13 protein-coding genes and 1 tRNA gene are annotated in these 14,173 nt (G+C 71.5%); 5 read left to right on the forward strand and 9 right to left on the reverse strand.

Features of this window, described 5'->3' with window-relative positions; all coding sequences use genetic code 11:
* Nucleotides 1-119 precede the first annotated feature (119 nt).
* Both typA and AC2D8W_RS10220 read right to left on the reverse strand, forming a co-directional pair.
* Complete coding sequence (typA, locus tag AC2D8W_RS10215) at nt 120-1,955, reverse strand: translational GTPase TypA (RefSeq protein ID WP_484671456.1); 1,836 nt, start codon at nt 1,953-1,955, stop codon at nt 120-122.
* Between the two features lie 280 nt (nt 1,956-2,235).
* Complete coding sequence (locus AC2D8W_RS10220) at nt 2,236-2,925, reverse strand: response regulator (protein WP_484671457.1); 690 nt, start codon at nt 2,923-2,925, stop codon at nt 2,236-2,238.
* Nucleotides 2,926-3,020: 95 nt separating this feature from the next.
* Between AC2D8W_RS10220 and AC2D8W_RS10225 the strand changes: the two genes are divergently transcribed.
* Nucleotides 3,021-5,222: an ATP-binding protein gene (locus AC2D8W_RS10225; RefSeq protein WP_484671458.1), complete on the forward strand. Its 2,202-nt coding sequence runs from the start codon at nt 3,021-3,023 to the stop codon at nt 5,220-5,222.
* Nucleotides 5,223-5,225: 3 nt separating this feature from the next.
* Here the strand turns inward: AC2D8W_RS10225 and AC2D8W_RS10230 are convergent, their stop codons facing one another.
* A complete protein-coding gene (locus tag AC2D8W_RS10230) occupies nt 5,226-6,131 on the reverse strand; it encodes an N-formylglutamate amidohydrolase (RefSeq protein WP_484671838.1) in 906 nt (301 codons plus the stop codon).
* A gap of 116 nt (nt 6,132-6,247) precedes the next feature.
* Here AC2D8W_RS10230 and cpdR point away from each other — a divergent pair, with 116 nt between their 5' ends.
* Nucleotides 6,248-6,604 (forward strand): cell cycle two-component system response regulator CpdR, encoded by a 357-nt coding sequence (cpdR, locus tag AC2D8W_RS10235; RefSeq protein ID WP_293481013.1) that lies wholly within the window; start codon nt 6,248-6,250, stop codon nt 6,602-6,604.
* A gap of 66 nt (nt 6,605-6,670) precedes the next feature.
* Nucleotides 6,671-6,745: transfer RNA gene (locus AC2D8W_RS10240), tRNA-Val, on the forward strand.
* A 172-nt stretch (nt 6,746-6,917) separates the two neighbouring features.
* Here the strand turns inward: AC2D8W_RS10240 and AC2D8W_RS10245 are convergent.
* The 3 genes from AC2D8W_RS10245 to AC2D8W_RS10255 all read right to left on the reverse strand — a co-directional run bounded on the left by AC2D8W_RS10245 (nt 6,918) and on the right by AC2D8W_RS10255 (nt 9,538).
* Nucleotides 6,918-8,009, reverse strand: coding sequence for an alkene reductase (locus tag AC2D8W_RS10245; RefSeq protein ID WP_484671459.1), 1,092 nt, complete (start codon nt 8,007-8,009; stop codon nt 6,918-6,920).
* Nucleotides 8,010-8,055: 46 nt separating this feature from the next.
* Nucleotides 8,056-9,066 (reverse strand): HWE histidine kinase domain-containing protein, encoded by a 1,011-nt coding sequence (locus AC2D8W_RS10250; protein WP_484671460.1) that lies wholly within the window; start codon nt 9,064-9,066, stop codon nt 8,056-8,058.
* A gap of 85 nt (nt 9,067-9,151) precedes the next feature.
* Complete coding sequence (locus AC2D8W_RS10255; protein ID WP_484671461.1) at nt 9,152-9,538, reverse strand: ATP-binding protein; 387 nt, start codon at nt 9,536-9,538, stop codon at nt 9,152-9,154.
* Nucleotides 9,539-9,602: 64 nt separating this feature from the next.
* On the opposite strand from AC2D8W_RS10255, the gene AC2D8W_RS10260 reads away from it, so the two are divergent.
* Both AC2D8W_RS10260 and AC2D8W_RS10265 read left to right on the forward strand, forming a co-directional pair.
* Entirely contained in the window at nt 9,603-10,040 is a 438-nt protein-coding gene (locus AC2D8W_RS10260; protein WP_484671462.1) for a FecR family protein, read from the forward strand.
* Entirely contained in the window at nt 10,037-10,618 is a 582-nt protein-coding gene (locus AC2D8W_RS10265) for an OmpA family protein (RefSeq protein ID WP_484671463.1), read from the forward strand. Before AC2D8W_RS10260 ends, AC2D8W_RS10265 begins: the two co-directional genes overlap by 4 nt.
* A 16-nt stretch (nt 10,619-10,634) precedes the next feature.
* Here the strand turns inward: AC2D8W_RS10265 and AC2D8W_RS10270 are convergent, their stop codons facing one another.
* From AC2D8W_RS10270 to AC2D8W_RS10280, 3 genes are read right to left on the reverse strand one after another with little or no spacing between them, the layout of a single operon-like run.
* Nucleotides 10,635-12,779: a CHASE2 domain-containing protein gene (locus AC2D8W_RS10270; protein WP_484671464.1), complete on the reverse strand. Its 2,145-nt coding sequence runs from the start codon at nt 12,777-12,779 to the stop codon at nt 10,635-10,637.
* On the reverse strand, nt 12,754-13,734 hold the full coding sequence (locus AC2D8W_RS10275) for an MBL fold metallo-hydrolase (protein WP_484671465.1): 981 nt from the start codon (nt 13,732-13,734) through the stop codon (nt 12,754-12,756). The genes AC2D8W_RS10270 and AC2D8W_RS10275 overlap by 26 nt, the downstream gene beginning before the upstream one ends.
* Nucleotides 13,734-14,069 (reverse strand): STAS domain-containing protein, encoded by a 336-nt coding sequence (locus AC2D8W_RS10280; protein WP_293480998.1) that lies wholly within the window; start codon nt 14,067-14,069, stop codon nt 13,734-13,736. Before AC2D8W_RS10280 ends, AC2D8W_RS10275 begins: the two co-directional genes overlap by 1 nt.
* Nucleotides 14,070-14,173 lie beyond the last annotated feature (104 nt).

The following is a 14,173-nucleotide window of genomic DNA, read 5'->3' on the forward strand; positions in this document are numbered from 1 at the left end:
CGGCTCGATCTTCGCCCACTGCTCGTCGCTGAACCAGAATTCGTTGCTCATGATCCACCTCCGCAGAGCTTGAATCACGATTTGGCAAACACCATCAACAAGCTGATCGAGTTTTCACCCTAGTCCTCGCGCACCCGCTTCTTGCGGAAGCTGGGGTTCAGGACCTTCTTGCGCAGGCGGATGGACTTGGGCGTCACCTCCACCAGTTCGTCCTCCTCGATGTAGGCGATGGCCTGCTCGAGGGTGAGGCGGCGCGGCGGGGTCAGGCGGACGGCCTCGTCCTTGCCCGAGGCGCGGACGTTGGTCAGCTGCTTGGCCTTCATCGGGTTGACGTCGAGGTCGTCGGACCGCGAGTTCTCGCCGATGATCATGCCCTGGTAGGTCTTCTCGCCCGCGCCCACGAACATGGTCCCGCGCTCCTCCAGGTTCCACAGCGCATAGGCCGCGGTCTCGCCGTCGGAGTTGGAGACCAGGACGCCCTTGCGCCCGGCGTCGATGGGGCCCTTGTAGGGCTCGTAGTGGCTGAAGACGCGGTTCAGCACGCCCGAGCCGCGGGTGTCGGTCAGGAACTCGCCCTGGTAACCGATCAGGGAGCGCGACGGCGACGATAGGCTGATGCGGGTCTTGCCGGCGCCGGACGGACCCATGTCCTTCAGTTCCGCCTTCCGCGCCGAGAGCTTCTCGATGACGATGCCGGTGAACTCGTCGTCGACGTCGATCATGACGTCCTCGATGGGTTCCAGCCGTTCGCCCGTCTCGGGATCGGTCTGGTAGACCACCCGCGGACGGCTGATCGAGACCTCGAAGCCTTCGCGGCGCATGCTCTCGATCAGCACGCCCAGCTGCAGCTCGCCGCGGCCGGCGACCTCGTAGGCGTCCTTTTCGCTCGTCTCGGTGACCCGGATGGCGACGTTCGACTCCGCCTCCTTCTGGAGACGCGCGGCGATGACGCGGCTCTGCACCTTGTCGCCCTCGCGGCCCGCCAGCGGGCTGTCGTTGACGCTGACGGTCATGGAGATGGTGGGCGGGTCGATGGGCTGGGCCGGCAGCGCCTCGTTGACGTCGAGCGCGCACAGCGTGTCGGCGACGGTGGCCTTGGAGAGCCCGGCGATGGCGACGATGTCGCCGGCCTCGACGCCGTCGTCGATCGGCTGGCGCTTCAGGCCGCGGAAGGCGAGGACCTTGGTGATCCGGCCCCGCTCGATCTCCTTGCCGTCGCGGCTCAGCGCCTTGATCGGCAGGCCGGGCACGGCCTTGCCCGCCTCGATCCGCCCCGTGAGCAGGCGGCCCAGGAACGGATCGCTCTCGATCAGCACCGACAGCATCTGGAAGGGCTCGGCCTTGCGGGCCTCGGCCTTGGGCGGCGGCACGTGGTCGACGATGAGGTCGAACAGCGGCGCCAGGTTGTCGTTCGGCTGGCTCAGGTCGAGCGTGGCCCAGCCGGCCTTGCCCGAGGCGTAGATGTGCGGGAAGTCGAGCTGCTCGTCGGTCGCGCCCATGGCGGCGAACAGGTCGAAGGCGTCATTGTGCACGCGGTCCGGGTCGGCGTGCGGCCGGTCCACCTTGTTGAGGCATAGGATCGGGCGCAGCCCCATCTTCAGCGCCTTGCCCAGCACGAACTTGGTCTGCGGCATGACGCCTTCCTCGGCGTCCACCAGCAGGACGCAGCCGTCCACCATGCCCAGGATCCGCTCCACCTCGCCGCCGAAGTCGGCGTGACCGGGCGTGTCGATGATGTTGATGCGGGTCTCGCCGGCCTTGCCGTTCCAGAGGACCGACGTGCACTTGGCGAGGATGGTGATGCCGCGCTCGCGCTCCTGGTCGTTGGAATCCATGGCGCGCTCGACCGTCGCCTCGTTGGCGCGGAAGACGCCCGACTGGGCGAGAAGCTGGTCGACGAGCGTGGTCTTGCCGTGGTCGACGTGGGCGATGATGGCGATGTTGCGGAGGGACATGAGGCGGCGGAGGTTCTTTCGAGGGCGCGCGCTTGTACGGGAAGCCGCCGCCAACCGCCAGCATGTTGTGCGCCGCACCTACTTCGAGCGTGCGCCTGACGTAACGTGATTTCCTGATTTTGAAGGAAAATCAGCCCGGCGGGGCGATCCAGGCGAAAAAAAGATTTCTGGGCCTATTGCCAGTTTGTGCATTGCACCCTAGCTTGATCCTGCCCTTCGGGGCGTTTCCTCCCTATGAACTGGCCGCGCCTCGTGCGCGGCTATTTTTTTGCGCCGGGCCCTAGGTCAGGCCGCGCTGCGCGGCCGCCAGCGCCGCCTCGGCGCGGCTGGTGATGTGCAGCTTCTGGTAGATCACCTTCACGTAGCCCGCGACCGTCTGGGGCTTCAGCCCGAGAACGCGCGCGGCCTCGGGCGAGGACAGCCCACGGCCGATCAGGGCCAGCACCTCGGTCTCGCGCGGCGATAGGCCGGCGTCGTCGGGCTCGGGCTTGGGCGCTGGCGGGCGCAGGCGCTCCAGCATCCGCCGGGCGATCGAAGGCGACAGCGGCGGCTCCCCGGCCTCGATGCGGCGCAGGGTCTCGGCCACCGCCTGCGGGTGCTCCTGCTTCAGGATGTAGCCCTGCGCGCCGGCGGCGAGACTGTCGAAGAGGTGGGTGTCGTCGTCGTAGATGGTGGCGACGACCGGCGCGGCCTGCGGGAAGTCCCGGGCGATCTCGCGCACGAGGTCCACGCCGGAACCGTCGGGCAGCCCCAGGTCCACCAGCGCCAGGGACAGTTCGAAGGCCGGCCGGGCGGCGAGTTCGGCCAGGATGCGCCGGGCGTCCCGGAGCGACCCGGCGCCCGCCACGCGGATGCCGGGGAAGGCCTCGGCGACGACGCTCTGCAGCCACTCGCGCGTGTCGGGCCGGTCCTCGACCACTAGGCAGCCGCGCGCCATCGCGGCTTCGTCGGGGGCATCCGGGTGGGACATCGGCACGCAACGCCTGCTGAAAACGGCGGAACAATAGTCTGCTGCGCTGACGCTGGAAGCCGATTCCCTTAAAGATCGGCGTCTCGCGCCGGGGCATGTGCGCGTGGGGGGAGTTCATGGGGGAGGGCGTCGCCACGGCGGGCCGAGCGGCGCGGGGCGCGGGCGTGCGGACGACGCCCGTGCGGCTGCTGGCCGCCGCGCTCGTGGTCGTGGCCCTCGTGCTGGGCGGCGCCGTCGCCACGGCGGTGACCCAGCCCTGGCTGGGCCTCGACCTGCGATTCGACGCGCGCGCCGGCGGCGCCGTCGTGGCATCGTCGGCCGGTCCGTCCCGCGCCATCCCGCGGGGGACGGTCATCCGGTCGGTGGCGGCGGGCGGCGACCTCCTGACGATCGAGCCCAAGGACCTCACGGGCCAGGTGGACGGCAGCTTCGGCCCGTTCGCCGAGTACCAGCGGTTCATGGCGCGCCAGGGCCGCTACGCCGGGATGATGCGGCAGCCCGAGATCACCTTCACCGACGTCGCCGGGCGCAGCTACACGGTCCGCCCCGACGCCGCCGGGCGGCCGATCACCTCGCTCGGCCCCGACTTCTGGATCGGCATGGTGGTGGGCGCCTTCTCGTGGCTGATCGCGGCGGCCATCTTCGTGTTCCGCCCCAACGAGACCAGCGCCCGCTACGTCCTCCTGAGCGGCGTGGCCGCGCTGCTCTTCGTGCCGATCGGGCCGATCTACACGAGCCGCGAGCTGGGGCTGCCCGAGACCCTCTTCTACGTCATCAACGGCATGAACTTCCTGGGCGGCAGCCTCTACGCCGCGGCGACCTTCGCGCTCCTGCTCTACTACCCGTCGAAGCTCGCGCCGCGCTGGGTGGGCTGGGCGGTCGTGGCGGTCTTCCTCGCCTGGTACGTCGCCCAGGCGGCCGGGCTGTTCGCCGACCTCACCTTCGCGCGCCGGGCCCTGGTGCTGGCGGCGCTCTGGGGCGCGTTCGGCCTCGGCGCCGTCCACTGGGTGCGGACGCGCCGCGATCCCGTGGCGCGCGCGGCGCTCAGCTGGTTCCTGCTGTCGTGGCTGGTGGTGGTCTCGGCGTTCGGGCTCGTCATCCTCGCGCCGCAGATGTTCGGCGTGGATACCGGCGCGGCCGAGCCCTACGCCTTCCTTCTCTTCCTGCTGACCTATGGCGGCCTCGCGGTCGGGATCATGCGCTACCGGCTCTTCGAGCTGGGCGACTGGTGGGCGCGGATCATGGCCTGGACCCTGGCCCTGGTCCTGCTGGCGGCGCTGGACATGCTGTTCCTGGTGGGACTGCAGCTCTCGGCGGGGCTCAGCCTCTCGCTCGCCCTCCTGGTGTCCGGGCTGGTCTGGCTGCCCCTGCGCGGCTTCATCGCCGAGAAGATCCTGCGCCGCGGCCGGGCCGACGAGCGCGCGCTGTTCGAGGGCGTGGTCCAGATCGGGCTCACGGCCGACGCCGCGGACCAGCTTGCCGAATGGACCCAGGTGCTGAAGGCGCGCTTCGATCCGCTGCGGCTCGACATCGCCCCGGATCCCGCCGATGCGCCGCGGCTGGACGACGACGGGCTGGCGCTGGTGACGCCGCCGGTGGCGGGGCTGCCGTCGCTGCGGCTGGAATACGCGCACGGCGGGCGCGCCCTCTTCTCGCCGGCCGACGCCGCCCAGGCGCAGGCGCTCTGCGACATGGTCCGCTTCGTGGTCGACAGCCGCGACGCCTACGCGCGCGGGGTGACGGTCGAGCGCAGGCGCATCGCCGGCGACATCCACGACAACCTCGGCGCGACGCTGCTGAGCGCCCTGCACAGCCGCGACGGCGAGCGCAAGGACCGCTACATCCGCGAGACCCTGGCCGACCTGCGCAGCATCGTCACCGAGCCGGCCGGGGCGGCCGCGGGCCTTGCCGAGACGCTGTCGCGCAGCCGCAAGGAGATGGCCGAGCGCCTGGCCGCCCGCGGCGCGACCCTGCTCTGGTCCCTGGAAGACGCACCCCAGGTCGAGGTCGAGTCCAAGGTGGCGCAGTCGCTGCGCGCCATGCTCCGCGAGATCACCAACAATGTCGTCAAGCACGCGGACGCCCAGACCGTGCGCGTGTCCCTGGCGGCCGGGGACGGCGACCTCATCCTCGATGTCGAGGACGACGGCGTCGGCTTCGACCCGGCGACGATCGCGCGCGGCGCCGGCCTGGACGGCCTCTCCGAGCGCGCGGCCCGTCACGGCGGCTCGGTGGCGTGGTCGCCGGGCGAGGGCGGGCGCGGGACGCTGGTGACCGTGCGGCTGCCGCGGGCCTGACCCTCAACCGGCCCGAAGCGCCGACCAGTCGGCCGCGGTGAGCCTCTGGGTGAGCTGTTCGATGTGGGCGCGAAGGGTCTCGAACCCCGAGGTCGGCGCCAGGGTCGCTTCGTCGAGATAGAGCGCGCGGTTGATCTCGATCTGCAGCGCATGCGCCCGGCGGCCGGGCTGGCCGTAGTGCTCGGTGGTGTACCCGCCGGCATAGGGCGTGTTGCGCGCGACGCGGTAGCCCAGGGCCTCGAGCTCGCGCTCCACCCGGGTGGGCAGCACGCCCGCGCAGGCGGCGCCGAAGCGGTCGCCCAGGACGATGTCGCACGGCCGCTCGCGCCCGCTCGACCGGGCCGCCGCGGCCGGCATCGAATGCCAGTCGATGAGGATCGCGAAGCCGTGCGCCCTGCGGACCTCGGCGATCAGGGCCTCCAGCGCCTGGTGATACGGCCGGTGCGCCCCTTCGATCCGGGCGCGCGCCTCGGCATAGGTCAGCTTGCGGCGGTAGATCTCCTGGCCTTCCGACACCACGCGGGCGATGGCGCCCAGCCCCGCCGCCACGCGCGCCGTGCGCGAGCGGGCGAACTCGGGCAGCTCGTCGGCGAACATCGCGGGGTCCAGCTCGAAGGGCTCGCGGTTGAGGTCGATATAGGCGCGGGCGAAGCAGGCGGTGATCACGGTCGCGCCGTAGGCGGGCGCATGCGCGATCAGGTCATCGACGAACGCGTCTTCCGAGCGCCGGATCGAGACCGCGTCCAGGGCCGCGGCGTCCATCATGTCGTCGGGGTAGAGCCGGCCGGAATGCGGCGAGGCGAAGATCAGCGGCGTGGGCGGCGGCTGGCCCTCGGGCGCCGCGCGGCGCAGCACGAACGCGGCCGTGGCTTCGGCGGGCTCGGAAAGTCGCGGATCGACGGCGTTCATCACGGGCATACAACGCCGCGGACGGGGTAAGCGTCAAACGGACCTGCGGCGTTTCCCTTCATGGCCCCTTTACCGGTTCGAAAGTAAGCTGCGCGATCAACAGTTCGTTTGGCCCCATGTCCAGAATCCTCCTCGCCGAAGACGACGATTCCCTGCGCGGCTTCCTCGCGCGCGCGCTCGAACGCGCCGGCCACGAGGTGACCGCCTGCGCCGACGGCGACGAGGCGGTGACCTTCCTGGACGAGCCCTGGGACCTCCTGCTCACCGACATCGTCATGCCGGGCCTCGACGGGATCGAGGTCGCCCGCCAGGCGGCCGCCCGCCACCCGGGCCTGCGGATCATGTTCATCACCGGCTTCGCCGCCGTCGCCCTCGCCGCCGGCGAGAAGGCGCCCGCGGGCGCCAAGGTCCTCTCCAAGCCGATCCACCTGCGCGAGATCGTCTCGGAAGTGGAGCGGATGATCGCGGCCTGACGCCGCCCCAGGCGCCTTGCTAACGCCAAAAGCCGTCTGTATATCCCCGCCTTCCCCGAATGGAGCGGACGCATAGCTCAGCGGGAGAGCACTACGTTGACATCGTAGGGGTCGCTGGTTCAATCCCAGCTGCGTCCACCATCCTGCTTCGCCCTGACGGGCTTCGCAGGACAAGTCCTCGACATATCCGGCGAAGCAGGATGCCCTCCGAAGCCTTGGCGAAGGCGGGCCGCCGCCAAGGCCCTGCATCCCGGCGTTCGCCCGGACGATCGGACGCCGTTGAAACCGCTGATCTCGGACTGAGCCCGACCCCCTAGGCCGTCTCCTCCTCCAGCGTCGGGAAGTCCGTGTAGCCGCGGGCGCCGCCGCCGTAGTAGGCGCGGGGGTCGGCGACGGTGAGGGGCGCGTTGCGGCGCAGGCGCTCGACCAGGTCGGGGTTGCCGATGAAGGGCCGCCCGAAGGCGATCATGTCGGCCGTGTCGTCGGCGCGCGCCTGCAGGGCCAGGTCCCGGTCGTAGAGGTTGTTGGCGATGGTCACGCCCTTGAACAGGCGGCGCAGCTTCTGCAGGTCGAAGCTGGGCTCGGCGGTGCGCGAGACGCCGGTGTCGCCTTCCACCATGTCCATCCAGCCCACCTTCAGGTCGTTCAGCCGCTCCACCACGTGGGTGAACAGGGGCTCGGGATCGCTGTCCCAGGCCTGGTAGGCGTGGCCGATGGGCGCGATGCGGATGGCCGTCCGCTCGGGACCCCAGACCTCGATGATCGCCTGCAGGATCTCCACCATGAACCGCGCGCGGTTCTCGATGGAGCCGCCGTAGCCGTCGGTCCGCTTGTTGGTCATGTCGCGCAGGAACGCGTCGACCAGATAGCTGTGGGCGGCGTGCAGCTCGACGCCGTCGAAGCCGGCCGCCTTGGCCCGGACGGCCGCCGCGCGGAAGAAGCCCACCATCTCGGCGATCTCGTCCGGCGAGAGGGCGCGGGCTTCCTCGTAGTCCTGGGGCCCCTGGGGCGTGAAGACCTGGCCCGGCTGGCGGTAGACGGACGGGGCGATCGGCGCGTGTCCGCCGTTGAAGCCCGAATGGCTGAGGCGCCCGGCGTGCCAGAGCTGGCTGAAGATCACCCCGCCCTTCGCGTGGACGGCGTCGGTCACCTGCCGCCAGCCGGCGATCTGGTCGTCGCTCCACAGGCCGGGGATGTTGGGCCCGCCGCGCCCGCCGGGCGTGACCGGCGTCGCCTCGGTGATGAGCAGCCCCGCCGAGGCGCGCTGGGCATAGTAGAGGGCCTGCAGCGGCCCCGCTTCGCCGGCGTCGTTCGACCGGGTCCGCGTGAGCGGCGACAGGGCGATGCGGTTCTGCAGGCGAAGCCCGTTGAACTCGCACGGATCGAAGAGGTCGGTCGCGGTCATGAAGGGGCCTCCGTTGCGCGGCGACCCTGCGCGCGCCGACCCAGCGTCAGTCCAGCGGCTTCCCGTAGGCGCGCGCGGCCACCTCGAACGTCAGCGTCGCCTGCAGGCCCTCGGGCCGCCACGCGCAGACGATCTCGCCGCCCAGCTGCCGCGCGAGGCTGGCGATGAGGCGCGAGCCGAAGCCCCCCTCGACCGGAGCCGTCACCGGCGGGCCGCCCGCCTCTGACCACGTCAGCAGGGCCCGGCCGCCGCGCTGGCGGGTCCAGCTGATCGCGAGCGCGCCGCCGGGCGCCGAGAGCGCGCCGTACTTGCAGGCGTTGGTGGCCAGCTCATGGATCGCCATGCTCATGGCCTGGACATGCTCGGGCGGCAGGGTGATGGCGGGACCCGCCGCCTCGTAGCGACCCGTCGGCGACAGCGCGGCCAGCTCGGCGCGGATGATCTCGGCCAGATCGGCGCCCTCCCAGCGGCGGGCGGCCAGCGAGGTCTGGGCGCGGGCCAGGGCCTCGACCCGGCCGTCCACGACCCGGCGGAACTGCTCCAGGGTGTCGGCGGTGGTGAGGCGCAGGAAGGACTGCACGATGGTGAGCGCGTTGCGCGCGCGATGGTCCACCTCGCGCATCAGCAGCCGGCGCGCCTCCTCGCCGCGGCGCTCCATCACCTCGCCCGTCACGTCCTGGGTCGAGCTCAGGATCTGGATCACGCGCCCCTCCGCCAGGATCGGCGTGTTGGTGGCGCTGACGAACCGCTCCACCTCGGCGCCGTCCGCGCCGCGCGCCATGTACGGCCGCATCGGCATCTGATCGGGCTTCCCGGTGGCCAGCACCTTGTCCAGCGAGGCCCGGATCGCGGCCATGAGCGATGCGGTGGACGGATCGGGCGCCGCCGGGAACACCTCGAACAGTCCCCGGCCCACCAGCGCCTCGCGGCTCGTGGCGAAGGCGCGCGCGTGCGCCGGATTGGCGGCCAGCATGGTGTATCGGGGCGCGTCCGCCGCGATCACCAGCAACGGGCGTGGCGACGCGTCGAACGCTGCGCCGAAGTCGGGCGCGGGCAAGGTTGGGGCGTTCGGCAGCGGGGGGCTCCTGCGAAAGCGCGCTGCAGGTGGCCCCGTACCGCGCCCTCCTGTCAACGCCCCTGCGTCATGCGGTGGGCAGTTCCAGGACGATCCGGTTGCGGCCGGCCCGGCGGCCGTAGGCGGCGATCCGGCTCCAGGCCCGGATCAGCTCCAGCCCCGCGCCGCCGCCCCGCTCGAGGTCGGGTCCGGCGAAGGCGGCGGTCCGCGGATCGAAGAACGCGCCCGCGTCGGTGATGGTCAGCCGCACCAGCCCGGGTTCGCGCACGAGGCTCACGCCGATGTGGCTGCCCTTGGGCGGCGCGCCGTGCTCGATGATGTTGGCGATCCACTCCTCGACGATGATGGCCAGCTTGTCGGCGCACATTGACCCCAGCCCCGCGGCCTCCGAGAACCGCCGCGCGACGCCCAGGGCCCGCGCGACCGCGCTCGGGTCGGCCGGCAGGCGCGCCACCGCGGGGGATTGGGAAAGGGCGTCAAGCTGGGCTATGTCTAGGGCCTGTCTTCGGGAGGACTGCATGCGTCGGGCATGGGTGGCAGGATTGCTGATGGCGGCGATGCTGTCGACGCCAACCGTGGCGTTGGCCGAGATCGGCCGCATCAAGACGGTGGTGGGCGCGGCTTCGGTGTTGCGCGGCAAGGCGACGACGCCGGCGACCCCCGGCCTCCAGTTGCAGGTGTCGGATGTACTGCAGACCGGCAAGGACGGACGCATCGGCGTGACCTTCGTCGACAACTCCCGCTTCTCCATCGGGCCGAACAGCCGGGTGTCCCTCACCCAGTTCGAGTTCGACGACACCACCCATCGCGGCAAGTCGCTGACCACCGTGGATCGCGGCTCGCTGGGCGTGGTGTCGGGTCAGATCGCCAAGGAGAACAAGGACGCCATGCGCGTCCGGACCCCCACCTCGCTGCTGGCGGCGCGCGGCACGCGCTTCGTGGTGAAGGTCCCGTGAGGGCGGTGGTCGCCGCCGCGGCCGCGGCGCTCGTCGCCGGGTGCGCGAGCCAGTCCGTGACGCTCCTGAACAACGAGGCCGGCGGTCAGGGCGCCGTCGCCGTGCTCGACCCGGAGACGGGGCGCGAGCTGGGCCAGGTGACGACGGCCGACACCGAGGCGAGCCTCGGTCGCGGGTCTGTCGAGGCGAAGGCGCTCCGCAAGGACAGGAAGCCCTGGTTCGGCGACCTCGTGGCCCGGGTGCCCTACGCGCCCGAGACCTACGTGCTCTACTTTTACGAAGGCACCACCGACATCACCGCCGAGTCCGAGTCGGTCCTCGCGGCCCTGCGCGAGGCGCTGAAGCCGGACTCCGAGGTCCAGATCACCGGCCACACCGACACGGTGGGCGACGCGGCCGTGAACGACCGGCTGTCGGTGGAGCGCGCCCAGCAGATCCGCACCCTGCTCGCCGCCTCGGGCCTGCCGACCGACGGCTGGAAGGTCACCGGCCGCGGCGAGCGCGAGCTGCTCGTGGCCACCGGCGACGGGGTCGACGAACAGGCCAACCGGCGGGTCGAGGTGGTGATCCGCTACTGAGCCGCGCGCCCCGCGCTCAGCTGCGCAGGCGCACCGCCAGCACCGTCAGGTCGTCGCTGGGATCGCCGCCGGCCTCGAAGTCGCGGACCCGCGCCACCAGGGCGTCCAGCATGCCGGTGAGCGTCACGGCCCTGGCCGCATCCGCCACGGCGGCGATCAGGTCGCTGCGCTGGAAGAGCGTCCCGTCCGGCGCCTGGGCCTCGGTCAGCCCGTCCGTGAACAGCAGCAGCGTCTCGCCCCGGACGAGGCGGTGGGTCTCGATCGGGTAGGGGAAGTCGTCCGCGACGCACAGGGGCGGCCCGCCATCCAGCGTCAGCTCGCGCACCGACCGGTCCGCGCCCACCACCAGCGGGTTCTCGTGCCCGGCGCTGATGAGCTCCAGCCTGCCGTCGGCCGGGTGCAGGACGCCCACCAGCAGCGAGACGGCCATGGCCTCGCGGTTGTCGCGCGAGAGTTCCCGGTTGATCTCCCCGACGGCCACGTCCAGCGGCGTCGCCGGGCGCATCAGCAGGCTGCGCGACAGGGCCTTCGACAGCGCCATGAAGAGCGACGCGGGCACGCCCTTGCCGGTGACGTCGCCCACGAGGAAGCAGACGCGGCCGTCGTCGAACAAGAACGCGTCGTAGAGGTCGCCGCCGACGGTCTTGGCCGGCTTCAGCAACGCGTCGATCTCCACCAGGGGCGAGACCTGGGCCAGCTCGACCCTCGGCATCAGCATGCCGGACTGGATCTCGCTCGCGGCCGCCAGCTCGCCGGCGATGCGCGCGGCCGACACCTTCTGGTCCTCGATCTGGCCGCGGAGCCGCGCCTGCACGCGCCGGCCTTCCACGAACAGCAGCGCCACCATGACGGCCGAGGTGGCCGCGCCCGGCGCCAGCATCGGCAGGGGGTCGACCAGCACGTTGTTCTGGAAGGCCACCCAGCTGGCCACGAACGCGGCGACGATCTCGACCACGGCGCCGATGGTGATCGGCGCAAGCTGCACCCGCGGCACGGTCAGCCAGGCCAGCATCACCAGGGCGAAGCCGATCCCCCACTCCACGGCGGGCGCCCAGGCGGGCCGGCGCAGGGCGGCGCCCCGCAGGATGGCGTCGACCGCCTGGGCCTGCACGAACACCCCGTAGGTGACCGTTTCGCGCGGCGTCGTCACCACGTCCGAGGTGCCCGCCGCGGTGAGGCCCACCAGGACGATCTTGTCCCTGAAGGCGTCGTCCGGCACGCCCCGGCGCAGGAGGTCAGCCGCGGAGATCGTCACGAACTCGGCCCGCCGCTCGCCGCGCGCGCCGGACGGGGCGGCGAGGCGAAGCTCGACCCGCCCTCCGGCATCGACCGGCACGCGATGCTCTCCCACGCGGATGGCGACGAGGCCGTCGCGGTCGCCCTCCAGGCGGATCACGTCCGCGCCCTCGGCGACCCGGACGAGGTCCAGCGCCAGGCTGGGCGTCAGCGCGCCGGCGGCCTTGCCGAGCAGCGGCACGCGGCGGATGACCCCGTCGGAGTCCGGCGGCCCGTTCGCCAGTCCGTGGCCGAGCGCCGCCCCGTCGAGGATGTCCAGGTTGGCGACCACGCCGGGGTAGCTGGGGATCGCCGCCGGGGTCGGGCCTTCGAAGCGCACGTCCGGAGGCAGGGCGCCTCGCTCCGCGTCGCCTTCCAGCTTGTCGAAGGTGTCGCCGCCCACGCCCGCGCGGGCCAGCACCACGGGACTGCGTCCGATGACGCGTGCGAACACGGCGTCCATGGACGGCAGGTCGGCGACCTCCGAGGCCGCGCCGGGCGACAGCTCGGGGTAGAGTTTGATGAAGTCCTCGGGCGCCTGGCGGTCGCGTTCGGGGAAGAGGAAGTCGAAGCCGATCACCTTCGCCCCGCGGCCGGCGATCTGCTCGGTGAGCCGCGCCATGGTGTAGCGGGACCAGGGCCAGCCGCCCACGGCGTCGATGCTCTCGCCGTCGATCGCCACCACCTGCACCGCCGAGGTGGTCGCGGGCGGCGGCGTCACGCGCTGGAACAGGTCGAACAGCGGCTGCCGCAGCGTCGAGCCGGCGGCCAGCAGCAGGAGCCCAACGGCGATCGCGGCCGCGAGCCCCAGGACCCGGACCCGGATCCTCGCCCAGCGATCGAGCCCCTGGAGGGCGTCGTCAGATGCGGACCTCGAGGCCGTCATAGGCGCACAGCACCTCCAGGGCGGGCCGGTCGGCCCGGACGAGTTCCTCGTAGCGCATGGTCTCGCCGTGCATGCGCTGGATGTCTCGGTCCGAGTACGTCGGCTCGTGGTGGAACAGCGCGAGCCGCTTGGCGTGCGCGGCGTGGCAGAGGTCGACGGCCACCACGTTGGACGAGTGTCCCCAGTCCTGCTTCAGGCTCACCGTGTCGCCCAGCGAGTACATGCTGTCGAAGATCACGAGATCGGCGTCGCGGAAGAACGCCTCGAAAAACGCCTCGTCCTCCATGTTGTCGAGCTTGTGCTCGGAGTCGGTGGAATAGATCACGGCCTTGCCGTTCTTCTCGAACCGGTACCCGTAGCTGTCGTGGCTGTGGTGCTGGCTGGCCAGCGTCACCGTGACGCCGGCCACCTTGAAGGGCTCGCCGGGCTTGTGGGTGATGAACTCGAACCGGGCCTTCAGCCAGTCGAACGGCACCGGGAAGCTGATCTCCTCCTGCTGCCGCCGCAGCGCCTCCTCGGCGTCGGCGTGGCCCGAGTGGATGTAGATCTTCGCGCCGGGATCGAAGGCCGGCCCGAAGAACGGGAAGCCCATGATGTGGTCCCAGTGCAGGTGGGACAGGAAGAAGTGGTAAACGCGCGCGTGGCCTTCGGCGCAGCGGCGGAAGGCGTCGATGCCGAACTCGCGCAGGCCCGATCCCATGTCGCACACGAGGAAGCAGTCCTTGCCGCCCTCGATCTCGACGCAGGAACTGGCGCCGCCATAGCTGCCGTAGGTGGAGAACTCGAGGTTGCTGCGGGCCCAGGCGTGCGCCTCGAGCTCGTCGTTGAACTTGCGTCCCCCCGCCGCCACCAGGGCGCGGGCGATCTTGCCCTGGATGGCGAGGGCCGGCCGCGCCACGGGGAGCGAACCCCGCGTGCCCCAGAAGCGGACGAGCATTCCGTTGTCGCGCGGCATCAGCCTGCGGACCCGACGCTGTCGGTGATCGTGAACAGCTTGTCGTAGCGGCTGATGGCCAGGATCTCCCGCATCCGGTCGTTCGGCGCCGCCAGGGTGATCGACACGGCCTCGCCGGCCTCGCGCCGCGCGATCGTCAGGGCCCGCAGACCCCGCGAGGACATGTAGTCGAGCGCGGTGAGGTCCACGACCAGGGGCAGGCCGGCCGCCGCGGCGTCGCGCACCGCCGCCGTCAGGTGACCGGAGAACGCCTCCCAGGTCGTCTCGTCGACGCGGCCGTCCGGCGAGCCGACCAGCCTGTCGCCCGCATTCGTAAGCCGCCAACTCAAGCTCATACCAAGCCCCCGACGTCGAACAGGCGTCGTTGCGGGGAACAGCCCCGTCCCGCCCCCGCCCGCCAATCGCGCAAGGTGAACGCGCCGAAGTCGCCTTCGCAACT

The organism is Phenylobacterium sp. T106, from assembly GCF_057219735.1.

Coding starts and splice junctions, on each gene's coding strand:
- AC2D8W_RS10275 (WP_484671465.1), bottom strand. CDS start 13,734: ATGCCGCGCGACAACGGAATGCTCGTCCGCTTCTGGGGCACGCGGGGT.
- cpdR (WP_293481013.1), top strand. CDS start 6,248: ATGTCCAGAATCCTCCTCGCCGAAGACGACGATTCCCTGCGCGGCTTC.
- AC2D8W_RS10245 (WP_484671459.1), bottom strand. CDS start 8,009: ATGACCGCGACCGACCTCTTCGATCCGTGCGAGTTCAACGGGCTTCGC.
- AC2D8W_RS10260 (WP_484671462.1), top strand. CDS start 9,603: ATGCGTCGGGCATGGGTGGCAGGATTGCTGATGGCGGCGATGCTGTCG.
- AC2D8W_RS10225 (WP_484671458.1), top strand. CDS start 3,021: ATGTGCGCGTGGGGGGAGTTCATGGGGGAGGGCGTCGCCACGGCGGGC.
- AC2D8W_RS10280 (WP_293480998.1), bottom strand. CDS start 14,069: ATGAGCTTGAGTTGGCGGCTTACGAATGCGGGCGACAGGCTGGTCGGC.
- AC2D8W_RS10220 (WP_484671457.1), bottom strand. CDS start 2,925: ATGTCCCACCCGGATGCCCCCGACGAAGCCGCGATGGCGCGCGGCTGC.
- typA (WP_484671456.1), bottom strand. CDS start 1,955: ATGTCCCTCCGCAACATCGCCATCATCGCCCACGTCGACCACGGCAAG.
- AC2D8W_RS10270 (WP_484671464.1), bottom strand. CDS start 12,779: ATGACGGCCTCGAGGTCCGCATCTGACGACGCCCTCCAGGGGCTCGAT.
- AC2D8W_RS10230 (WP_484671838.1), bottom strand. CDS start 6,131: ATGAACGCCGTCGATCCGCGACTTTCCGAGCCCGCCGAAGCCACGGCC.